Source organism: Streptomyces sp. Y20, from assembly GCF_043195475.1.
Lineage (GTDB): Bacteria > Actinomycetota > Actinomycetes > Streptomycetales > Streptomycetaceae > Streptomyces.
Map to the genome: position 1 here is coordinate 60214 of NZ_JBIDDP010000020.1, position 20198 is coordinate 80411.

The 20198-nt window shown below is 70.8% G+C and carries 18 protein-coding genes and 2 pseudogenes; 15 read left to right on the forward strand and 5 right to left on the reverse strand.

The features are described from left to right. Nucleotides 1-50 precede the first annotated feature (50 nt). A pseudogene (locus ACGFT1_RS33740) lies at nt 51-317 on the forward strand (alpha/beta fold hydrolase); the annotation flags it as partial. 66 nt (nt 318-383) lie between these two features. Here the strand turns inward: ACGFT1_RS33740 and ACGFT1_RS33745 are convergent. Next, nucleotides 384-821, reverse strand: coding sequence for a MarR family winged helix-turn-helix transcriptional regulator (locus ACGFT1_RS33745; protein WP_393734522.1), 438 nt, complete (start codon nt 819-821; stop codon nt 384-386). Nucleotides 822-1054: 233 nt separating this feature from the next. Between ACGFT1_RS33745 and ACGFT1_RS33750 the strand changes: the two genes are divergently transcribed. From ACGFT1_RS33750 to ACGFT1_RS33770, 5 genes are all read left to right on the forward strand, one after another. Next, the gene (locus tag ACGFT1_RS33750; protein WP_373912792.1) at nt 1055-2017 is read left to right on the forward strand and encodes an NADP-dependent oxidoreductase; all 963 of its coding nucleotides are present in this window, start codon (nt 1055-1057) and stop codon (nt 2015-2017) included. 372 nt (nt 2018-2389) lie between these two features. Then, nucleotides 2390-2578 (forward strand): hypothetical protein, encoded by a 189-nt coding sequence (locus tag ACGFT1_RS33755; protein WP_373912793.1) that lies wholly within the window; start codon nt 2390-2392, stop codon nt 2576-2578. Then, nucleotides 2556-2735, forward strand: a complete 180-nt coding sequence (locus ACGFT1_RS33760; RefSeq protein WP_373912794.1) for a hypothetical protein — start codon at nt 2556-2558, stop codon at nt 2733-2735. Before ACGFT1_RS33755 ends, ACGFT1_RS33760 begins: the two co-directional genes overlap by 23 nt. Before the next feature lie 130 nt (nt 2736-2865). Further along, entirely contained in the window at nt 2866-3735 is an 870-nt protein-coding gene (locus tag ACGFT1_RS33765; protein WP_373912795.1) for an alpha/beta fold hydrolase, read from the forward strand. Nucleotides 3736-3819: 84 nt separating this feature from the next. Further along, entirely contained in the window at nt 3820-5001 is a 1182-nt protein-coding gene (locus ACGFT1_RS33770; protein ID WP_373912796.1) for a low temperature requirement protein A, read from the forward strand. Nucleotides 5002-5451: 450 nt separating this feature from the next. Here ACGFT1_RS33770 and ACGFT1_RS33775 read toward each other — a convergent pair whose 3' ends face one another. Next, entirely contained in the window at nt 5452-5694 is a 243-nt protein-coding gene (locus tag ACGFT1_RS33775; RefSeq protein WP_373912797.1) for a hypothetical protein, read from the reverse strand. Between the two features lie 151 nt (nt 5695-5845). On the opposite strand from ACGFT1_RS33775, the pseudogene ACGFT1_RS33780 reads away from it, so the two are divergent. Together ACGFT1_RS33780 and ACGFT1_RS33785 are read left to right on the forward strand one after the other, a co-directional pair. After that, nucleotides 5846-6510: pseudogene (locus ACGFT1_RS33780) on the forward strand (HNH endonuclease family protein). 564 nt (nt 6511-7074) lie between these two features. After that, nucleotides 7075-7665: a hypothetical protein gene (locus tag ACGFT1_RS33785; RefSeq protein WP_373912798.1), complete on the forward strand. Its 591-nt coding sequence runs from the start codon at nt 7075-7077 to the stop codon at nt 7663-7665. Nucleotides 7666-8094: 429 nt separating this feature from the next. On the opposite strand, the gene ACGFT1_RS33790 is transcribed toward ACGFT1_RS33785, so the two are convergent. Beyond that, the gene (locus ACGFT1_RS33790; protein ID WP_373912799.1) at nt 8095-8304 is read right to left on the reverse strand and encodes a hypothetical protein; all 210 of its coding nucleotides are present in this window, start codon (nt 8302-8304) and stop codon (nt 8095-8097) included. Between the two features lie 770 nt (nt 8305-9074). On the opposite strand from ACGFT1_RS33790, the gene ACGFT1_RS33795 reads away from it, so the two are divergent. The 4 genes from ACGFT1_RS33795 (at nt 9075) to ACGFT1_RS33810 (ending at nt 13639) form a co-directional block, all read left to right on the forward strand. Then, nucleotides 9075-9254: a hypothetical protein gene (locus ACGFT1_RS33795; RefSeq protein ID WP_373912800.1), complete on the forward strand. Its 180-nt coding sequence runs from the start codon at nt 9075-9077 to the stop codon at nt 9252-9254. 52 nt (nt 9255-9306) lie between these two features. Further along, nucleotides 9307-10299 (forward strand): hypothetical protein, encoded by a 993-nt coding sequence (locus tag ACGFT1_RS33800; RefSeq protein WP_373912801.1) that lies wholly within the window; start codon nt 9307-9309, stop codon nt 10297-10299. 542 nt (nt 10300-10841) lie between these two features. Continuing rightward, nucleotides 10842-12041 carry a serine hydrolase domain-containing protein gene (locus ACGFT1_RS33805; RefSeq protein ID WP_373912802.1) on the forward strand — a complete coding sequence of 400 codons (1200 nt, stop codon included), beginning with the start codon at nt 10842-10844 and terminating at the stop codon, nt 12039-12041. Then, entirely contained in the window at nt 12038-13639 is a 1602-nt protein-coding gene (locus ACGFT1_RS33810) for an alpha/beta hydrolase (RefSeq protein ID WP_373912803.1), read from the forward strand. Before ACGFT1_RS33805 ends, ACGFT1_RS33810 begins: the two co-directional genes overlap by 4 nt. An 89-nt stretch (nt 13640-13728) precedes the next feature. On the opposite strand, the gene ACGFT1_RS33815 is transcribed toward ACGFT1_RS33810, so the two are convergent. After that, nucleotides 13729-14124, reverse strand: coding sequence for an ArsR/SmtB family transcription factor (locus ACGFT1_RS33815; RefSeq protein ID WP_373912804.1), 396 nt, complete (start codon nt 14122-14124; stop codon nt 13729-13731). Between the two features lie 76 nt (nt 14125-14200). Between ACGFT1_RS33815 and ACGFT1_RS33820 the strand changes: the two genes are divergently transcribed. Further along, nucleotides 14201-15067, forward strand: coding sequence for an MFS transporter (locus ACGFT1_RS33820; RefSeq protein WP_373912805.1), 867 nt, complete (start codon nt 14201-14203; stop codon nt 15065-15067). A 257-nt stretch (nt 15068-15324) separates the two neighbouring features. Beyond that, nucleotides 15325-15930, forward strand: a complete 606-nt coding sequence (locus tag ACGFT1_RS33825) for a phosphotransferase (protein WP_373912806.1) — start codon at nt 15325-15327, stop codon at nt 15928-15930. 746 nt (nt 15931-16676) lie between these two features. Here ACGFT1_RS33825 and ACGFT1_RS33830 read toward each other — a convergent pair. Next, nucleotides 16677-18902, reverse strand: coding sequence for a helix-turn-helix domain-containing protein (locus ACGFT1_RS33830; protein ID WP_373912807.1), 2226 nt, complete (start codon nt 18900-18902; stop codon nt 16677-16679). A 294-nt stretch (nt 18903-19196) separates the two neighbouring features. Here ACGFT1_RS33830 and ACGFT1_RS33835 point away from each other — a divergent pair, with 294 nt between their 5' ends. Beyond that, nucleotides 19197-19901 (forward strand): DUF4232 domain-containing protein, encoded by a 705-nt coding sequence (locus tag ACGFT1_RS33835; protein ID WP_373912808.1) that lies wholly within the window; start codon nt 19197-19199, stop codon nt 19899-19901. The last annotated feature ends 297 nt before the right edge of the window (nt 19902-20198 follow it).

A 20198-nucleotide genomic window follows, 5' to 3' on the forward strand; every position in this document is an offset into this window, starting at 1 on the left:
TGCTGTTGCTCTGCGGCTGGCCGCAGACCTGGTATGCGTGGCGATTCCTCATGCCGGCGCTCGCCCGCGACTTCACGGTGGTCGCGGTCGATCCCAGAGGCGTCGGGCTGTCTGACAAGCCCGAGGGCGGCTACGACTCCGGCATCGTTGCCCGTGACCTCATCGGACTCATGGAGGCACTGGGTCACCAGCGCTTTGCGATGGTGGGCCACGATGTCGGCATGCTGACCGGGTACGCGATGGCTGCCGACTACCCGGAGCGAATCGAGAGATTCGCATGCTCGGAGGGCATCATCCCGGGAGTCGCGCCCTCACCGCCGCTGCTCGGCGACCGCAGGCTGAACGACCTCCTGTGGCACTTCGCCTTCAACCGGAGGCTGGGCTCACATCGCCGGGTCGCAGGGTTCTGCTGTGAGGGTGTTGAGGTTGTGCACGAGGCGGTCGAGCATGCCGCGGAGCTGTTCGTGTTCGGCGGGGGTGAAGCCGGCCAGAGCTTCGGTGTCGATGCGTGAGCGCAGGGCTTGGACGTCGTGTCGGACGGCGCGGGCCTTGTCGGCGAGGTGGACCAAGGCGCGGCGGGCGTCGGCGGGGTCGGGGGTGCGGGTGATGAGGCCGTCGCGTTCCATGCGGCGGAGGTTGACGGCCATGGTGGGCTGCTCCACGCCGGTCCGGCGGGCCAGTTGGGTCTGTGTCTGGCCGTCCTGGGCGTAGAGGGCGAGCAAGGTGGGCAGCTGGCCGGTGGTGACGCCGAGGGCGGCCAGGCGGCAGGCAATGGCCTGTCCCAGGAGCCGGGCGGCATGGTTGACGGTGTAACAGACCATCGACTCCGCCGCAGATGCCTCCGGTCGGCCGATTGGGGGAGCCGCCTCACCGCTGGGGCGTGCCGCCATGACCGCATCTCCTGCTCGCTCAATGATCGTGGGGTCGCCTTGACATCATCCCATAGCTCTCTATGCTGAAAGTCAAAGCATAGGCGTCTATATATCTGCGGGTGGCTGACTCCCGGTGCCCCGCCCCCTCAGCCGCCGTGAACGAGCAGGGAAGAAGGTCCCTCATGCATGCCTTCGCGATCGACTCCTTCGGGCAGACTCCGCAGCTGAAAGACCTGCCGGTACCGGAGCCGGGCCCGGGTGAGGTGCAGATCAAGATCCGGGCTGCTGCAGTCAACCCGATCGACTGGAAGGTGGCCGCCGGTGCGTTGGCGCCTCCCGGGACAGACTTCCCCTTCCCCTACACCCTCGGCTTCGACGTCGCCGGCCGGGTCACGGCCGCGGGTGACGGTGCGGCGTTCGAGGTGGGACAGGAGGTGTTCGGGATGCGGCGCCCGGGGACCGCGGCCCGCCACCCTCACGGTTCCTACGCCCAGTACATGACCGCCTCCAAGGACACCGTCGCCCTGGCTGTACGGCCCGACGGACTGGATGCCGTGCCGGCGGCGGCGTTGCCGATGACCGGTGGGACCGCCCTGGGCCTGACGCGCCGACTTGACCCTTCCGAGGGGGAGACGCTCTTGGTGGTCGGTGCGACCGGGGGAGTGGGCTCCTACGTCCTGCAGCTGGCCGCGGCCCGCGGCGTGCGCGTCATCGCGGTCGCAGCCGGCGACGATCACGACTACGCCCGTACCCTCGGCGCTGCCGAGGTGATCGACTACCGCACCAGCAATGTTGCCGACGCCGTGCGCGCCGCGCACCCTGACGGTGTCGACGCCGTGCTCGACCTCGTCGACAACCGAGATGTGCTCATGCAGAAGATCGCGCCGCTGGTGCGTGACGGTGGCCGACTGGCCAGTACCGTCTTCGCGGCCGACCCCCACGCCCTTGCTGACCGCGGCGTGCGGGCGGTCAACTTCAATTACCAGGCCACCGACGAGGACATGGCCGAGCTGGCCGAGCTGGTCACCTCCGGCGTGTTGAAGATCGCCGAGACGACCCTCTTCCCTCTGACCGCCATGGACGAGGCCTACACCGCCTCCACCAGCGGTCACGTCCGCGGAAAGCTCGTCATCACATCCCACTGAACCCGCGGCACTCAGGCGTCGGGCACCGCGCGGCTCCGTAGTGCAGCCCCGCCCGGACCGGACCCAGCGCACACACCACCCCCTTCCCTGATGGAAAGGCGCCATCGTCATGGCTGAAAAGTTCACCGCGTTCACGCCGCAGGACAGTGTCATGCTGCTGATCGACCACCAGCAGGGCACGCTCAACTTCTGCCGGAACATCTCCCGGAAGACGATCGTGCAGAACGCCCGGGCCCTGGCCCGTATCGCCAAGGCCCTGGAGGTGCCGGTGGTTCTCACCACCAGCCAGGAGGACCATGCGCAGGGGCCGCTGATCCCGGACATGCAGGAGATCCTGCCCGAGGCTACGAGGCGCGGATCAAGCGCTCGGGCATGGCCAATGCCTGGCACGACCCCAACTACCGCAACGCCGTCCTTGAGGCGGCCGGTGACCGCAAGAACATCATCACGGCCGGCTTGACCAACGACGTGTGCATCGTCTACCCCTCGATCAGCATGGTCGAGGAGGGCTTCAACGTGCAGGTCGTGCAGGACGCCGGTGGCTCCCAACGCGATCGGTGAGGACGCCGCCCGCCGCCGCTGGGAGAGCTACGGCGTGGTCACCACCTCCACCAACCAGCTGGTGGCCGAACTCGGCGTCGACTGGTCCACCGAGGCCGGCGGCAAGCTCATCCAAATCACCTTCGAAGAGGTCATCTCCCACCTGGACGAGATGTAAGCCCCTCCGCCGTGCCGGGCGGGCCCCCCGCAGGCACCCGCACCGATCCCACCCAGCCGCGGCGCAGGCGCGAGGGCAAGCCGCCCGCAACCACACCGGCGACCCCGCACGTCAAGCAAGGACACGTACCATGACCACCGCCCCCGCCTTCACCGAGCCGACCCTCGAGGGGTTCGAGCACCACGACGCCGAGGTGAACGGAACCCGCCTGCACTATGTGACCGCAGGGCGGGGCGAGCCCTTGGTGCTGCTGCCGGGCTGGCCGCAGACGTGGTGGCAGTTCCACAAGGTCATGCCCGCGCTGGCCGAGCGGTACGCAGTGATCGCCGTCGACTACCGCGGCATGGGCACCTCGGACAAGCCCGAGGCCGGCTACGACAAGAAGACCATGGCCCACGACGTCTACGAACTCGTTCGCCATCTCGGCCATGAGCGGGTCCACATCGCCGGGGAGGACATCGGTGCGATGGTCGCCTACGCCTTCGCTGCCAACCACCCCGAGGCCACCATCAAGCTCGCCCTGTGGGAGGTCGGTCATCCCGGCGAGGTCTTCAACGAGCTGCGCATGCTGCCCCAGCCCGGCCAGCCGCACCTGTGGTGGTTCGCCTTCAACCAGGTCGACGACCTGCCCGAAAAGCTCCTGACGGGCCGCTACCGCCTGCTGATCGACCACCTCATCGGCATCGAAGCCCTCGACCCGGACGCCATCGACGAAGCCAGCCGTGAGATCTACGCGGGTGCCTACGAACAGCCCGGCGCGGTACGTGCCTCCAACGCCTGGTACCAGACGTTCGGCCAGGACATCGAGGACGCCCGTACCTACGACCAGCTGCACATGCCCGTCCTCGGCCTGGGCGGCATGAACTTCGCCTTCGTCCCCGCCTTGCTGGAGGGCAAGGCCACCGACGTGCGCTACGTGGAGCTCAAGGACGCCGGCCACTACCTCTCCCAGGAACGCCCCGAGGAACTGACCCGCGAGCTGGTGCAGTTCTTCGGCTGACCGGGGGCGCCGTGGTTCCGCACAGCAGCAGCTGCTGCCCGCCGGCGCGGGAGCGGCGCCCCGATCCATGGAGGTGGGCTGTCGATGTCCGTGCCCGAGCCGGCCCGGCATCCACTGCGCAGACCGATGCGGGGCCGCGATCCGGGAGAGGAGCATCGCGTCTCCACCACGCTGGAGCTGTTCTTCGACCTTTGTTTCGTCGTGGCCGTCTCCCAGGCATCGGCGCAGTTGGCCGAGCAGGTCTTGGACGGCCATGTCGCGCGGGGGCTTGGGTATTACGCGGCGGCGTTCTTCGCGATCTGGTGGGCGTGGATGGGCTTCAGCTGGTTCGCCTCCGCTTACGACACGGACGATGTCCCGTACCGGATCGCAACGTTCGTACAGATCGCGGGCGCCCTCGTCCTCGCTGCGGGGGTCCCGGACGCCTTCGCGGGCGAGTTCGCCGTCATCACCGCCGGCTACGCGGTGATGCGCATCGGCGTGGTCGGCCAGTGGCTGCGCGCCTCGCATGAGGACCTCGATGCGGACCGCCGGCGCATTGCACGCCGGTATGCGGCCGGGATCAGCATCCTGCAGGCCGGCTGGATCGGCCGGCTGTGGCTGCCCGGGACATGGCAGATGGCCCTCTTCGCTGGCCTGGTGATCGGTGAACTGCTCGTTCCGGTGTTCTGCGAGCGGGGTCCGGTCGCAGCCTGGCATCCCGGACACATCGCCGAACGCTTCGGGCTGTTCACCCTCATCGTGCTGGGGGAGACGGTCACCTCCGCCACCCGAGCCGTGCAGGAGGCACTCCACGGCCCCCATCTCCTCCAGCTGTGCCTGATCGCGGTGGGAGGGCTGCTGACGGTCTTCACCATGTGGTGGATGTACTTCGCCCAGCCCGGAGCCGCGCTCATCACCCCCCAGAAACAGGCGTTTCGCTGGGGCTACGGCCACTACCTCATCCTCGGCTCCGCCACCGCGGTGGGCGCCGGACTCGAGATCGGCGTTGCCCTGCTGGAGCACCACGGCGGCGTCTCCGGTTTCACGGCGGCGTGGATCTTTTCCACCGCCGTCGCCGTCTTCCTCGTCCTGGCCTGGCTGCTGCACATCCGTCCCCACGGCACCCGCGCCGCCCGCTCGTGGCTGCATCCCGCCATCGCTCTGCTGGTCTGGCTCACCCCCTTCACCGGACAGCCCTACCTGACCACCGGTCTCCTGGCGACCGTGCTGCTGGTGATGTCCCTGATCACCGCATCCCGGCAGCCCACCCTTTCCGGGCGCTGACCGGCCCTACGGCAGCAGCCGCAGCAGGGCACGGTGGCAAGACGGCGTATGCCGCCCCGGCTCGGCCGGCGCGGCATCCTTCGTAGAACTTCCTCAGCGGCAACCGTCACACTCCCGCCGGCGCACCGACCCGTCCAGGGACCACCGCGGAACCCGAACGGGACGAGACCTCCCCGGGTGAAGGGCCGACGCCCCCTGCGTCAGGCCGCGACGACGCCGGGGACCGCCGCCCGTCCGCTCACGGCTTGCCCGACCGGCCATCCGGGGGCAACGGTCCGCAGCACCGCGGTAGGGTCGATGACCTTCCCGCCCACAGAAACTTGCGCGGGACAAGTTCCGGCGCTGGGTCGGCGAGTACGGGGGTATGCCTGGTGCCCCGATCGTCCTCACCACCGTCGAGAGCGGCGACGTCCTGGTCGCCTGGCCGGACCTGCGGTAGCGGAGGCTCGGCTATTCGGCGCCTGGATCCTGCGGGGTGTGCCGGGCGGCCTTCTTCACGGCCTGTTCCACCTCGTACCGGTTCGCCCCGGCCGCCTCGGCGTGCGCGGTCACGGCCGCCTGGACCGTCCCGGACGCCTCACGCCAGCGCCGCCACTGGGCGGCGTACTCCTCACCGGCGAGACCGGCGAGCTTGACGCGCTCGCCCTCGGCGGATCGTTCCAGCTCGATCAGCTCATCGGGGACGTCTGCCACGGCCACGGATCCTAAGCCGCCCGCGGTATGTGTCGACGATCCGACTTGACCCCCGATCGGGTAGAGCCACTGCCGGTTTCCGGGCGGGTCGCCCGCGGGAGCCGCTACGAAGATCACGGCCTGCCTGTGTTCTTCGAGGGGACTCCCGCTCGTGCGCTTTGCCCGCCCCGCCGCCGCGGCTGCCGTGCTCGCCGCCCTCCTCCTCCCGACGACCGCGCACGCCGTCCCGGCTGCCGCCGCGCCCGGCGACTCCGTCACCCTGCCCGTACAAGACGCCCTTGCCCAGTTGCCCCTGCGCACCGAGGACCGCACCGGCTACGAGCGCACCAAGTGTGGGTCGACGCCGACGGGGACGGCTGCAACACCCGCGCCGAAGTACTCAAGGCCGAAGCCGTCATCGCCCCCGCTCAGGGCCCGCGCTGCGCCCTGAGCGGGGGCGAGTGGTACTCGCCCTACGACGACCGCTACATCCAGGGGCGCAGCGGTGTGGACATCGACCACCTGGTCCCGCTCGCCGAGGCCTGGGACTCCGGTGCTTCCACCTGGACGGCGAAGGAGCGGGAGGCCTACGCCAACGACCTCGGTGACAACCGCGCGCTGATCGCCGTGTCGGCCGCCTCGAACCGGTCCAAGGCCGATCAGGACCCCAGCACGTGGCTGCCGCCGACCACCGGCTACCGCTGCCAGTACGTCACCGACTGGGTGGCCGACAAGACCCGCTGGCGACTGAACATCGATGCCGTCGAGCACATCGCCCTCACAGACGTGCTCAGCCGCTGCCCGAACGTCCCCATCACCGTTACCCCGGCACGCTGATCCGGCCCGCCCGCCGGTGACCTCCCCCCTGATCCGGCCCGGCGGGCGGCGCTGCGCGGCCCCATGTGCTGGTCGGTAGCGCCATCGCCGCCGGCGTCCTCGTCACGGTCGGCATCGTCCGTGACCGGGCGCGAAGGGCGGCACGGGGGCCTTGCGTGTCACCACGATGCAGAAGGCCGACGCACTCCCCGCGGCCGTCCACCGCGCCGGCTGTCCCTCCCACACCTGGCTACATGTGTTTGACCGCCGCGCTATTGCACCGTTCTGTCGTCGGGCCGCCGGGGGAGGCCTACCGTCGGGCCGTTCGTGCCCGCCGTCCGGCCGTGCTGCGGTGCCCGGGCCGTGGTCCGGGGCACTCCAGCCTCCGCCCTCGCCCGGCTCCAGCTCGCCCGTCTGCCGCCGGCCGTTCTGTCGCTGGAACCTGAGCAGCCGGCGCTGGCTGTCGCCAATGCCCTTCACACCAGCTCGTCCTGGCCCCAGGCCCGTGCCGGAGCTGGTACATGAGAACGCGTCACCGTCAGCCCTCTGCGCCCCTACGATGAACGCGTCGACAGGAGAGGCCGCATGGAGGATCCGCCCGCCGGGCCCGACGCGATCAAGCCCCGGCCCGACTACCCGCCGAAGACCCCGCCGCCCCCGAAGAAGCCGCCGAGCCCGCCGCCTCCCGCCCCGTCCCGCAGCCACCTCCTGGCGGGGTTGCCCGTACCGCAGCGCGCCGGCCGCACCGGGCACCCTGTCATGAGGAACCGACGCGGCGCGTCATGGACGCTGGACACCGCCCCATGGACGCCGGCCAGAGCCGCCAGGAACGTGACGGCCCGATTGGCCGACTGGGGCCTGACCGCAGCCGCATCCCTCGACCAGGTGGTGCGTCTGCTGACTGCCACGGTCATCGCCGACGGCGGCCGCCGTATCAGCATTCACTTGTCCGAGCAGAACGGCATGGCTCTCGTCCTCTGCCTGAGCCACCGGCACGCCGATACCGGAGAGGCAGCGGACCTGCTCATCGGCTTGCGTGATCTGGGCGCCGACAGCTGCGGAATCGAGACGACCGCCGAAGGACGACACGTGTGGGCCCTGATGCCCGCACACCCCTGCGTGGGCAGCGGAGCCGAACGGTGTGCTCCGCCTCAGCCTCCGGGCTACGGCCGGTGACGTCCGGCGCTTTCCTCCTACCGCCGATGGCACTGACTGACGTGGAGCGGGCCTCGGGGGTGCCCTTCCTGGCCCACCCGTGATGACGTCGGCGTGGAAGAGAGTCGGCTGGGGATGATTCACGGTCCGTCAGCGCGGCCATCGTGACGGTCGCCGTCCTCTCATGGTGGCGGCCTCGCCAGTCGCCGTGGCGCCACCCCTGCACCGGCGTCGAAGTCTCGTGATATCTCGGGCCGACCTAGCCGGTTCCCCGCCTCGTCATGGACCGTGTGCTGTGGGGTCGCCGGGCTGATCGCGCTGGTGAGGCGGGAAAGTGCGGCGCCTGCCGCGCAGGCGCCGCAGACCAGGTACCGACCTCCCACTGCTTTGTCCGCAGCCCGGAGGACTCCGCCGGAGGCCGTACCCTCCGATGACCTCAGAGAGCCGCGATCAGGAGATCAGCTTGATCGAGTTGTACGGAGTAAGCGATCCGTGGAACGCCTGGCCGGCGGCAATGGTGACGGTGCAGTTGGTGCCGTTGTAGCCGAGACACAACAGCGCGCGAGCTCCGCCGGTCTGGTTGTTCCACACGGTGTGATCGTCGAACTCATTCACGAAGTTGTACGAGCCGTAGTAGTAGTACCGGTGTTCAGGTGTCATGCCGACTGGTATCAAAGCGGCATAAACGCAGACGTTCCCGGGCGCGCAATTATCGGGCGCAGGCCCGGGGTTTGGGTCGATCCACATGGCTGCGGCAGGAGACGCAACCAGCATCGACGCGGCCAGAGCGGCTCCGACTGCCACCGAAGCAGTGGAAGCCCGCACTTTCAGACGCCCTGACAGGTTCGCCAGCTTCATTCTGTTCCCCCGTATTGCACGATATGCGGTGGGCCGAATCTAGGGCTGACCAGTCGGGGACTCAACACACATTTCAGCCACCTCGATCACGTGTGCCCACTACCCCTGTCTCGTGGTGGCGCCTCATCTCCGCAGCGCCCCCACCGCAGCGCCCGGCTATACGGATGCCGCCCGCCGCCGGCTGTTGCTGTCAGTACGTCACCGATTGGGCGGCCGACAAAATGCGCTGGGGTCTGAGCGTCGACGCCGTCGAACGGGCCGCGCTCACGGACGCCCTCAGCCGTTGCCCGGACGTGCCCGTACCGTCACTCCGGCCGCTGACTGTTGGTCACTTCCCTGCGCGTCGCGAGACGCCCGACGGGCCAGCGGCGGGCGATGGTCGTCAGCTCGAAAATCATTAGATGATTGAACTTGCTGCAATCGTTTCGATACTGAACGTAACTTTTTGGGGGGATCGACTGCACATTTCTATCTGTTCAGGCCTGATGGGGTGGAGGTGGTTGTCGCCTCTGGTGCCCGGGGGGTGGGGGAGGGTGCGGCACCTGGACATGGAACAGGTATAGGGAGGACCCGTGCAGCACACTGCTGCCGTGTGGTTGTTCGACATCGCGCTCGCCTTCAGGGTGTTCGGCCCGGACGTGGGCCGCGGATGCCGTCGGCTGCTGACCGCCGGCGTCCGTATCGGCATCGCCCAACTGACCGGCGCCCGCACTGCGGTCCGCTCCGGCGAGTCGGACCGGGAGGCGTCGTGAGCGGCGAGCAGGAACGGAGGACACCGGCGGCGCGGTGGGCACCCCGCGCGCGGTGCCGATCGATCAGTGGCCCGTCGCCGCGCAGATGTCGTACTGGGGGTTCCACGAGCAGCGCCGCGTTCACTACATGCGCTACGCCTACCTCCAGCTCGGCTCCGACGCCGACGCCGAGGGAGCCGTCGACCTGACCTTCGACCGGATCATGGACCACTGGCTGCGGATGCTGGAGATGGAGAGCCTGGAGGGCTACGCCTGGACGATCCTCAAGCGCCGCATCATCGACCTGCACCGCAAGCGCCGGCGCCGCCCGGAGCTGATGGAGACCGCCGCCTTCGAAGCCGCGCTCGCCGACCACGTCGAGGACCCCTACGACCGGCTCACCGACGCCATCACCCTGTACGCCGCCGTCAGCGTCCTCAGCGAACGCCAGCGCGACGCGATCCTGCTGCACTACGGCATCCACACGGTCGGTCTGCTCGCCACCGTCTCCCCGGCCACCGTGCAGCGTCTGCTGGGCAAGAAGGCCGGCCGGCTCGCGGCCGACCGCGCCCGCGGCATCGACCCCCGCCCGGTCGTCCCTCGGGCCCTGCCGGCCTCCGCCGCCGTACGCCACCGCTTCACCCACCACACCCTCGACGGCGCAACCGTCCGCGCCGCCCTCCACGACCTCGTCGTCCAGCTCGGCCTCCAACTGCGCCGCCGCGACCAGGCCGCCCGCGCCCTCACCTTAACCCTGCTCTTCGCGGGCGGCACCAGCTGGGAGAAGACCCGCCGCCTGCCCGAACCCTCCGCCCACGACGAGGACCTGCGCACACTCGCCTACCAGCTGATGGACGCCGCTGGCCTCCAGCGCGGCCGCCTGACCGGGCTCGTCCTCAAGGGCGAGGACCTCCTCGACGCCGACCAGGTCGCCCAGCAGATCAGCCTGGACACCGCCCGCGAGTCCCGCCTCGTCGCCGAACAGGCCATGGACCGCATCCGCGACAAGTTCGGCTCTGGCTCCGTCGGGTCGGCCGCTGTCATGCCCTTCCGGCATGCATCATGACCTTCTCCTTGCGTGCCACCGGAGTCAGTGGCCTTCGGTGAGTCGCAGCCAGCGGGCGAGCCTATTGCGGGTGGTCATGGTGTCGGGGTGGTCGGGGCCCGGCACCCGCGGGCGGTCCCGGGGGCAAGCCTCTGCTTAACCTTTCCACGACCTGGCAACCCACGACGTCACCGAACCCGAGGGCCAGCTCGCCGCTCTCGCCGACGGCCTCGGCCACCTGCTGCTCGCCGACCGGCCTCAGAGCACGGCCGGGCTCTGAGCTCGCTACGCACTTTCGGACACCAGCAGGCCGGGGCGCGGCGCTTCCTGCTCTCCCCCTTCACCGAGGAGCCTTCGCGTGTTAGCCACCGTCGTCACCGCCGGCTTCGCCGTCGTCGCCACCCTCCTGGGCACGATCGTGTCCGGCCGCTTCCAGGAAGACAACCCGATCCGCTGCCGGGCCCGGGGGTTTGCCTCCGGGCGCGCGTTGGTGCTGCCCTCCGCACCGAATCGCCTGCCTGCCGGAGTGAGCGCGGTGCAGGCGGTGCCTAGCGTGAGGTCCCATGGCGATCTTCTTATCGAGTTCCGCGGTCCGCCGGCATACCGGGCTCGCGGTCATGGCGCTGGCCTGCCTGCTGACCACCGCCCCGGCCGCCGCCGCACAGTCCCCGCAGCACACGACCCGCGCGTGCGGCCCCCACCCGGCGCTCAGCCGGTCCGTGCACCACCTGGTGACGCACGACCGGATCACCGGCGCCGCGGTCCTGGTTACCGGCGCGGGCCCGGACGCGCCCTGCGCCCGCTGGACGGCGAGCGACGGCGTGGCCGACCTGCGGACCGGCCGCCCCATGAGCACCGCCGACCGGCTGCGGATCGGAAGCGTCACCAAGACGTTCACCGCGACGGTCGTCCTCCAACTCGCCGCGGAGCGGCGGCTGTCCCTGGACGCGCCCGTCGAGCGCTACCTGCCGGGTCTGATCCGCGCGGGCGGTCACGACGGCCGCCGGATCACCGTGCGGCAGCTCCTCCAGCACACCGGCGGGCTGCCCGACTACCTCGACGCCCCCGAGTGGCAGCACATCGAACGACTGCGGTACCGCCACTTCGAGCCGCGCCAGCTCGTCGCCCGCGCCCTGCGGCTGCCGCCCCCGCAGCACACCTGGCACTACGCGACCACCAACTACCTGATCGCCGGGCTGATCGTGCGCCAGGTCACCGGACACAGCCCGGAGACGGAGATCACCCGCCGCATCATCGGCCCACTGGGCCTGCACGACACCTACTGGCCGGGCGACGCCGTCCGCATCCGGGGCCCGCACTCGCGCAGCTACTTCACCGCCGGGGACGGCCGCCTGGTGGACGGCACCGACTGGAACACGACCTTCGGCGGCGTCGGCGGCGCCCTGGTGTCCACCCCGGCCGACCTGACCCGGTTCGCCACCGCGCTGTCCGCCGGCCGGCTCCTGCCCGCGCCCCAACGTGCCGAGATGCGGCGCACGGTGGTCGCCGACCCCGACCGGCTCTGGCCGGGCGCCCGCTACGGGCTCGGCCTGATCTCCTCACCGCTGTCGTGCGGCGGCACCTGGTGGGGCCACGCCGGAACCGTGCCCGGCGGCCACCGCGCGCTCGTCGCCACCGGGCCCGGCGGCCGGGCCGTCGCCCTGAACGAGGTGCCCGCCACCCTCCAGGCCGAACGGGACTTCCTCGACGTCGTCGACAAGGCCCTCTGCGAGGGCACGTCCACCGAAAGGACACCCGCATGACCCGCCCCACCTTGCCGGCCGTCAGCCGGCGCCCGCGCCGCCTCCTCTCCCGGGGCGCGGCAGCCCTCACCCTGGCACTGGCGGGCGCGCTGACCCTGGGCGCCGCCCCCGCAACCCCCGCCGCGGCCCGGCCGGCCGCCGACCCCCTGGCCCGCTACCACCACCAGCACCTCCACTGGAAGAGCTGTCTGCTCGGCCCCGACGACACCACCGGCAAGGAACTCGAACAGGCCGGCGCGCGCTGTGCCGACGTCACCGTGCCGTTGGACTACACCCGCCCCGCCGGCCGTACCGTCACCGTCGCGATATCCCGGATCCGGGGCACCGACACCGCCCACCGCGCCGGCGCGCTCCTGCTCAACAGCGGCGGACCCGGCGGACAGACGATCGGTGACCCGCCGTGGGTGCGCAAGGCCATGAAGGACGTCGCCGTCCGCTACGACGTGGTCGGAGTGGACCCCCGCTTCGTCGGCCGCAGCACCCGGCTGGACTGCCGGTGGCCCACCGGCAGCATGATCCGCGGAACCGGCAGCGGCCGCGCCGGTTTCGACCGCATGGTCTCCTTCTCCGCGGACCTCGCCGACCGCTGCCGCACCCACGCCGGTGACCTGCTGCCGTACGCCACCACCCGCAACACCGCCCGCGACATGGACGTCGTCCGGGCCGCCCTCGGCGAGCGCAGGATCAGCTACCTGGGTTACTCATACGGCACCTACCTCGGACAGGTCTACGCGACGATGTTTCCGCAGCGCGTCGACCGAGTCGTCCTGGACGGCGTGGCGGACCCCGCCCGCTACAGCCCGCGGCTGCTGCGGGGCTCGGAGGAGGCCAACCGGCACGCCCTGCGCGGCTGGGCCGACTGGGCAGCCGCCCACCACGCGGCCTACGGGCTGGGCCGCACCCGCAGCGCCGTCCTGGGCACCGTGGAGACGGTCCGCGCCGCCGCGGCCCGCACACCCCTGCGTCTGGGCGGCTACCGGGTGGACGACCACGTGCTGCCCGTCCTCGTCTTCAACGGGCTCTCCCAGGACAACCCCCAGGCCTACGGCGACTTCGCACAGGGCGTCCGGGACCTGCGGCGCGCCGTCAGGGGCCGGACGGTCACCCCGTCCCCGTGGCTGGCCTCGGCACTGGAATTCCTGCTGACCGGGCACGAGTCCGCCTACGGCAGCGCGCAGGCGGCCATCCTGTGCGGGGACGTGGCCGCACCCCATGACCCGGAGACGTACTGGCGCGATCTGCGGCGCGCCGGGACAGGGGACCGGCTGTTCACACCCGTCACGAACGGCATCAACGCGTGCGCCTTCTGGGACGCGCCGCGCGAACGCCCCACCACGGTCCGCGACGACCTGCCAGCCCTGCTCGTCAACGCCACCGGCGACCCGCGCACCATCTACCGCGGCGCGCGGTCGGTCCGCCACCTCTGGCCCAGCTCCCGCCTGGTGACCCTGCGCGGAGCCGACCAGCACGCGGTGTACGGCGTGTTCGGCAGCGCCTGCGTGGACACCACCGTCAACACCTACTTGGCGACCGGACACCTCCCGATCCGCGACGTGACCTGCGCCCGGCCGCGACCTGACGGGCCGTCCGCTACCTGAGGCGATTGGCGAGTCCCTTGACGAGGTCGGTCCGCGCGAACGTGGCCCTCCGGGCTCATTGCGGGTGGAGGAGGTGCGAAACAGGGCTGTCAGGGGCCACCGAGCCCGGCCCCCTGCGCTCCCACGAGGACCTGGCCCGTTGAGGTGAGGTAGTACAGGACTGAACGGCCCGCGCGCCGGTGGTGGGTCAAGTGGGCCTCGCGCAGGATCTTCAGGTGCCGCCCTACCGAGCCCAGCGGCTGGCCGGTGAGGGCCACCAGCTGGGTGGTGGTCTTCGGGGTGTCGAGCAGGGTGAGTGTTTCGGCCCGGGCGGATCCGAGTAGCGCGGCAAGGGCCTCGGGTGCCTGTTTTCGGTCCCTGTCTGCTAGGACGCCCGAGCAGGGATAGACGATCGCGTACCGCTGGGTGGGGCGTGCGTCCCGGCCGTCGACGGCCGGGACGTCCCAGCAGACCCAGCTTTGGTTCAGGGTAACGGGGACGAACATGAGTGGCACCCCGGAGAGTTCCAGAGGAGGGCTGTCACAGACAGTGGTTTGCAGGCGGTCGTCCCCGAGCCATCGCATGCCCGGACGCATCTCGTTCAAGGCTGTGGCCTATCCGTGCAGGCCCAGCCGTGTAGTGCGGGCGGCGTTGCTCTTCGGCGTCTGCGCCACGCTTCCCTTCGCCGTCGATGCGGTGTCGTTCGCCGCTGCTGCCGTACTGGCCCTGACGCTGAGCGGCGACTTTCGTCCACGGCCGCGAACCACACCAAACCCTTGGAGGAGGTTGCTCGACGACACGACTCAGGGGGTGCGCTGGCTCTGGCAGCAGCCGTTGCTCCGTCGCCTCTGCCTGACGTCTGGGATCACCAACTTCGTAGATGGGGGTCTCATCGCCATTCTGGTGCTCTACGCCCGGCAGACCCTGGGCCTGACCAATCTCGGATTCGCCTTGCTGGTCGCCTCCTTCGCGATCGGAGGCGTAGCGGGGGCGATGGCGACCCCTCGTCTGAGCGCCCGCTACGGACCCCCTAGAGTTCTGCGGCTGACTGCTGCGATCACTGCAGGCACCGCAGTGGCTGCCGGCGCGGCCCCCTCGGGCCTCGTCGCCGGCGCGTGTATCGCAGTGTACGGAGCGGCGAAGCTGGCATGGAATGTGACCGCAGTGTCCCTCCGCCAGGCACTCGTCCCTGCTCACTTACTGGGACGCGTCGGCATGGCCTACCAGATGGTCATCGGCGGCGGAATCACGCTCGGCGCTGTTCTCGCGGGTCTTGAAGCCGACTCCTTCGGGCTTCGCGCCCCCTTCTACATCGGGGGCGCTCTCCTACTCGCCGCAAGCTTGATCAGCATGCGCCCCGCCAGCAACGACACTCCAAGATCAAGGGTTCATACAGTCCGACGACGCACTGGCGATACACAAGCGACTGAGCCGGAGCGCGACCGATGAGCCGTATCGGGAGAGGTGTGCACCCTTGTTGGCCCAGTGCAGCGCAACGGGCCATCCATGCGAATACCACCAGGGGTGAATACGTACGTGAGCGCCAGCTCTCTGCGGAGGCCTTCGCCCGGAGCAGGCCCTGAGTCCGACATGAGACATCAACGGGCTGAGACAGGCCGACAGGTCACATAACTCCGTCCAGCGCAGTCGCGTCCGGCAGCTGCGCGGCCCCGGCGCCGATCTCCGGAGACGCCGGAAGCATCTTGGTGCCGCGCCTGGAGCGCAGCACCACCTGGCCCGCATCGACGGAAAGCGGGGCAAAATACTACAAACCTGTGGGATCAGAGATCGCGCCGACCCACTATGCAGACGTGCTCATGCGGCACCATGCCGCCCTGCGCCAGATCGATCTGGACGCATCGCATTTCACCGATCGAGTCGCCGCGGCGCTGAGAGAGGTGAACGATCGGGAACAGTCCCCCGAGCTACCTGGTTATGGTCGGGAACTTCTCAGCGACACACTCAGCGGGCTGAGTGCCACGATCAGCAGCGACGAACCCGGCGACCAGCTGTTGCACGGCGAGCCGCATCCGGGCAACCTCCTCAACACGAGAAGAGGGCCGCTTTTCGTAGACCTTGCCACATGCTGCCGTGGTCCGATCGAGTTCGACCTCGCCCATGCCCCCGAAGAAGTGGGAGGGCACTACGCGGGGGCTGACCACGGCCTGATCCAGCGGTGCCGCGCCCTGAACTGGGCGATGTTCTCGGCCTGGCGCTGGCGCCGAGGCGACCAAATGCCTGATCGGGGCCACTGGAGAGTGGAGGGACTCAACCGGGTTCGTGCTGCACTCGATCGCTGCGCATTGGGCTGAAGTGGAGGAAGAGGGCTGCTACAAGTCCTTGAATGATCTTTGGGTCGCCGGCGGAAACCAGGGTTGGGCGCCCTCAGCCCCCTACGACGGGCATCGCCGCCTACCCTGCCCGCGCAGGAGAGGTGGGGCGGCCCGCCCGGGCAGCGTGCGAAGGGCCTCGGACGGGCTCCGCCTCGCATGATGCCAGCCCACGAACCCCGGCGCGCCGCGACAAGCCGGCCCTCCTGGGCTGCGCTGCTGGTCGGCCTGTCCGCGGCGGCCGTGGTGCGCCTGTTGTAGCCCCCGTGAACGCCCGCACCGGGCCCTCGTGGTGAACCCACGGCTCTCGGTCGCCCGCGCGCCGCATCCGTTGCGGTGCCGTGGTGCGGGGTAGATCACGCCGCCCCGGCCGGCCGTCCAGGGGAGTGACGGCGGCCGGGGCCGCTCCCAGACTCCCGCTCACCAATCAGGTGGGCGGGCCAACCGCGGGGCCGGTCCCCGCAAGAACACGAAGAGTGCCATGACGGAGAAGAGCGGGACGCTGGACCTGTACTCGGTGCCGCTGGCGGGTGCCGAGTTCGCCCGTCTGTGCCGTGGCAACGCGGGTGGCGACCACGAGACGTGCCTGGAGCTCGCGGCCATCTCTGGCGAGGAGGGTGCGCCTTGGCCCGATGATCTCCACCGCCAAGATCATCATGTTGGTCCGTCGTCCGGCCTCAGGGCCGCCCGGAAGGTTGGAACTCCTGAGGTGCGGGGGGCGTCAGGGTTCAGGTGCGTGTGGTGAGTCGTGTGAGTGCCGCGTCGTATCGTGCCTGGACTTCTGGGTTCGCCGATGCCCGCAGGAGGGCGGTGAGTGCCCGTAGCGCGCCGTCGTCGTAGCCGGCCGATTCCGCTTCCCGGGCGGCGAGGTCGAGCTGGGTGATGCCCTCGGCCTGTTTCCCGAGTCCGAGCAGCGCTTCTCCCTTGACGGCGAGCAGCAGGATGTGGGGGATGTCGATTGTCTCGGGTCGGTGCTCGAAGGCCAGGGCGTGGGTCGCAGTGGCGAGGGCTTGGTGCCAGTGTCCGGCGTCGGCCTGATGGCGGGCGAGGTGTTGTGTGGCGAGGCGTTCCATCCTGCGGTCGCCGATCTGGCGGGCCAGGTCGGCCGCGCGTTCGCAGCTGTGGGCGGCTTCTTTGAGGCCGCCCAGGGAAGCGTGGGCCATGGCCAGCACGATCAGGGCGTTGGCCTCGGCGAACGCGTCGCCAGCGCGGGCGGCGAGCGTGGACGCGGCCTTCAGGTGGACGAGTGCTTCCGGGGTGCGGTCTTCCTCGGTCAGGACCCAGCCAAGGATGTTGAGCACCCGGGCCTCGCCGTGCTCGTCGGCGTCGGCGCGCGTGGCCGTGAGGGCGGTCTGCAGGAGCGGGGCCCAGCCGTCGCGCACGCGCCACACGATCAGCGGCCACATCGTCATGACGATGCGCCAGGTTCTGTCGTGCAGTTGGGCGGCGTTGGCCGCGGCGACCGCTTGGGTGAGGTTGTCGCGCTCGGCGGCGTACCAGGCCACGGCGGCGGAGCGGTCGTCGAACCTTCGCACCGCAGCGGGCGGGAGAAAGTCGGACGGGGGCGGGAAGCAGTCCTCCGAGCCGGGTTCGGCCGCCGCCACGGCCCCGGTGGCCGTGACGATGTAGTGGTCGAGAACGCGCTTGAGGGTGTCGGGGTGGGCGTCCAGGCTGCGGGCGTAGAGCCGCACGAGGTCGTGCATCGCCCACCGGCCGGGCGCCGTTTCGGTGAGCAGGTGCGCGGCCGCCAGGTGCTCCAGGGCGCTCTCGGCGGCCGCCGGATCCGTGCCCGCCAGGGCGGCCGCCGCGTACCGGTCGACGTGCGTGCCCGGGTGACGGCCGAGATGGGCGAACACCCCGGAGATGTGCGCCGGAAGCTGCTGCAGTGTCAGGTGCAGTGCGGCGCGGACACCGGTGTCCTCCAGGTCGAGCAGGCTCAGGCGGCGTGTTTGGTCTGACAGTTCGGCGGCCATCGAGTCAAGTGACCAGTCGGGCCGGCCAGCGAGGCGGGCGGCCACCACCCGCAGGGCCAGCGGCAGCCCGCCGCACAGCTCGGCCAGGCGGAGCGCGGCCGCCGGCTCGGCGTGCACCCGGTGCGTGCCAAGGACCCGGGCCAGGAGGGCGGTGCCGTCCAGGGGAGCGAGGACGTCGACCGCGACGGGCCGGGCGGAGTCGCTGACGATCAGCCCTGGCAGCCGGTGCCTGCTGGTGACGACGGTGACGCAGCGGTCACCGCCAGGCAGGAGCGGCCTGACCTGTTCGGAGTCGCGGGCGTTGTCGAGGACGACCAGCAGCCGGCGGTCGGCGGCCAACGACCGAAACAGTGCGGCCGCACCGTTCTCCGACTCCGGTATCCGCTCATGCGGCACGCCCAAGGCCGCCAAGAACTCGCGCAGCACCTCAACGGCGGCCGGCTCACCCATGTCGCTGAAGCCGCGCAGGTCGGCATAGAGGCGCCCGTCGTTGAGTCCGGCGGGGTCGCGGTGGGCCCAGCGCAGGACCAGGGCGGTCTTCCCGACCCCGGCGGGCCCGACGACCAAACAGACCGGGGCCTCGCCCGCGGTAGCCCGGGTCAGGGCTGCGAGCTCCGACGCCCGGCCGTGGAAGCCGCGCGGTGCGCGCGGCAGCAGGTCAGGTGCACGCGTGGTCATGGCGGCTGCCGGCTCGGCGGCGGACAGCTGGGCGGCGTCCGCCGACCGGCAGGGGCGGGGCCGGCCAAGGCTCGCGGCCTCCTCCAGCTCGCCGGCCTCAGCCGCATCCAGGCCCAGCGCCTCCGCCAGCGCCCGCACCGTACGGCGCTGGGGGCCCCGGGTCCGCCCGCGCTCCATGTCGGCCAGCGCCCGCACGCTCACGCCGGCCTCGTGGGACAGCGCCTCCTGGCTCAGTCCGGCGTTCACCCGCAAGGCCCGCAACCGCTGCCCGAAGTTCCTGCCCGAAGACGTGCCGTCGTGCACCGTGGCTTTCCCCGATCGTCCGGCTCGTCTGGTTGAGAGCCCCCCGGCAGAAGTATCGCCGACCGTATTTCTGCCGGGGGAACTGCCTGGGCGAGGACAACCGGAAGTGGTCGACTGAAGGCCGACACGGAGCGCCTGTTCACGGGCCTGCGCGGGTCCGGCCGTCCCGGCGGACGCAACTGCGGGGCACCGGGGTGCACGGGCCGGGATCCCTTCCGTCGTCGACCGACCGGCATCACCATCCGGGCCGGCGGCACCGCGCCGCGGCCCGCACCACGCACAGGGGACCTCTCCATGAACACGCTGCACCGCTCCACGCTGCTCGCCGTCGCGGGCACGGCTCTCGCCTTGTCGCTCACCGCCTGCCAGAGCGACTCCGGCAGCACGTCGTCCCGGCCGGCAACGTCGGCCACGGTGGCGTCGTCCCCGGCGGCCGGCGCGACGACGGCCGCCAAGGACACAGTCACCTCCGAGGCGGCGGGGTCGGCCGCCTCCGCGCGCCCGGCGGAGGCGAAGGGCTCCACCGGCGCCTCCTCGACCGGCGCCACCGGCTCCACCGGTGGACGCGGGACGGCCTCCACCCCGGTCTGCACCGCGCGGGACGTCCGGGTCACCGCCGCCACGCAGGACGGCCCGCCCTACACCCACATCGTCCTCACGGCGCGCAACACCTCCGGGCACTCCTGCCGGCTGACGGGCTTCCCGCACATCCAGTTCCTGGAGAGCCACAAGCAGGACGTCCCGCCAGTCGCCAAGAGCAAGCCGGCCAGGCCGGTCGTGCTCACGGCCGGGGCCCCGGCCTACGCCCTGGTGAAGCTGTCGGACGGCGGGGTCGACGAGGACAACGAGCCTGTGTCGGCGTTCTCCGTGCAGTTGGAGGGCGACTCCACGGTCATCGCCGTCACCGCCCCCGGCAGCGGCGGCATCGCCGTCGACCCGGCCAAGGCCCTCACCGGCTACTGGACCCCGGAACTCCGCAACGGCGCGGACGACTTCTGAGTCCCGTCCCCGAGCGGGAGGACGCGGCCGCACCAGCGCCGGAGCCGTGGCCCGGACCCGCGCCGGTGCGCCCGCGGCCGACGGTCCGCGGGCGGCCGCCGTGTCCGACCCGAGCCAGCGGCCCGGCTCGGCGCATGCGAGGAAGCCAACGGTCCGCCGGTCTCCGCCCCGCTCCACCGGGCCGGTGGCCGGCCCGGACCGGGGGCCTCCCACCTCGACGCCATGCCGAGGGCTGGGCGACGCAAGAGGCGTACTCCGAGCCGTTGAGCAGGCGAACGCCGATTAAGGGAGTCGGCA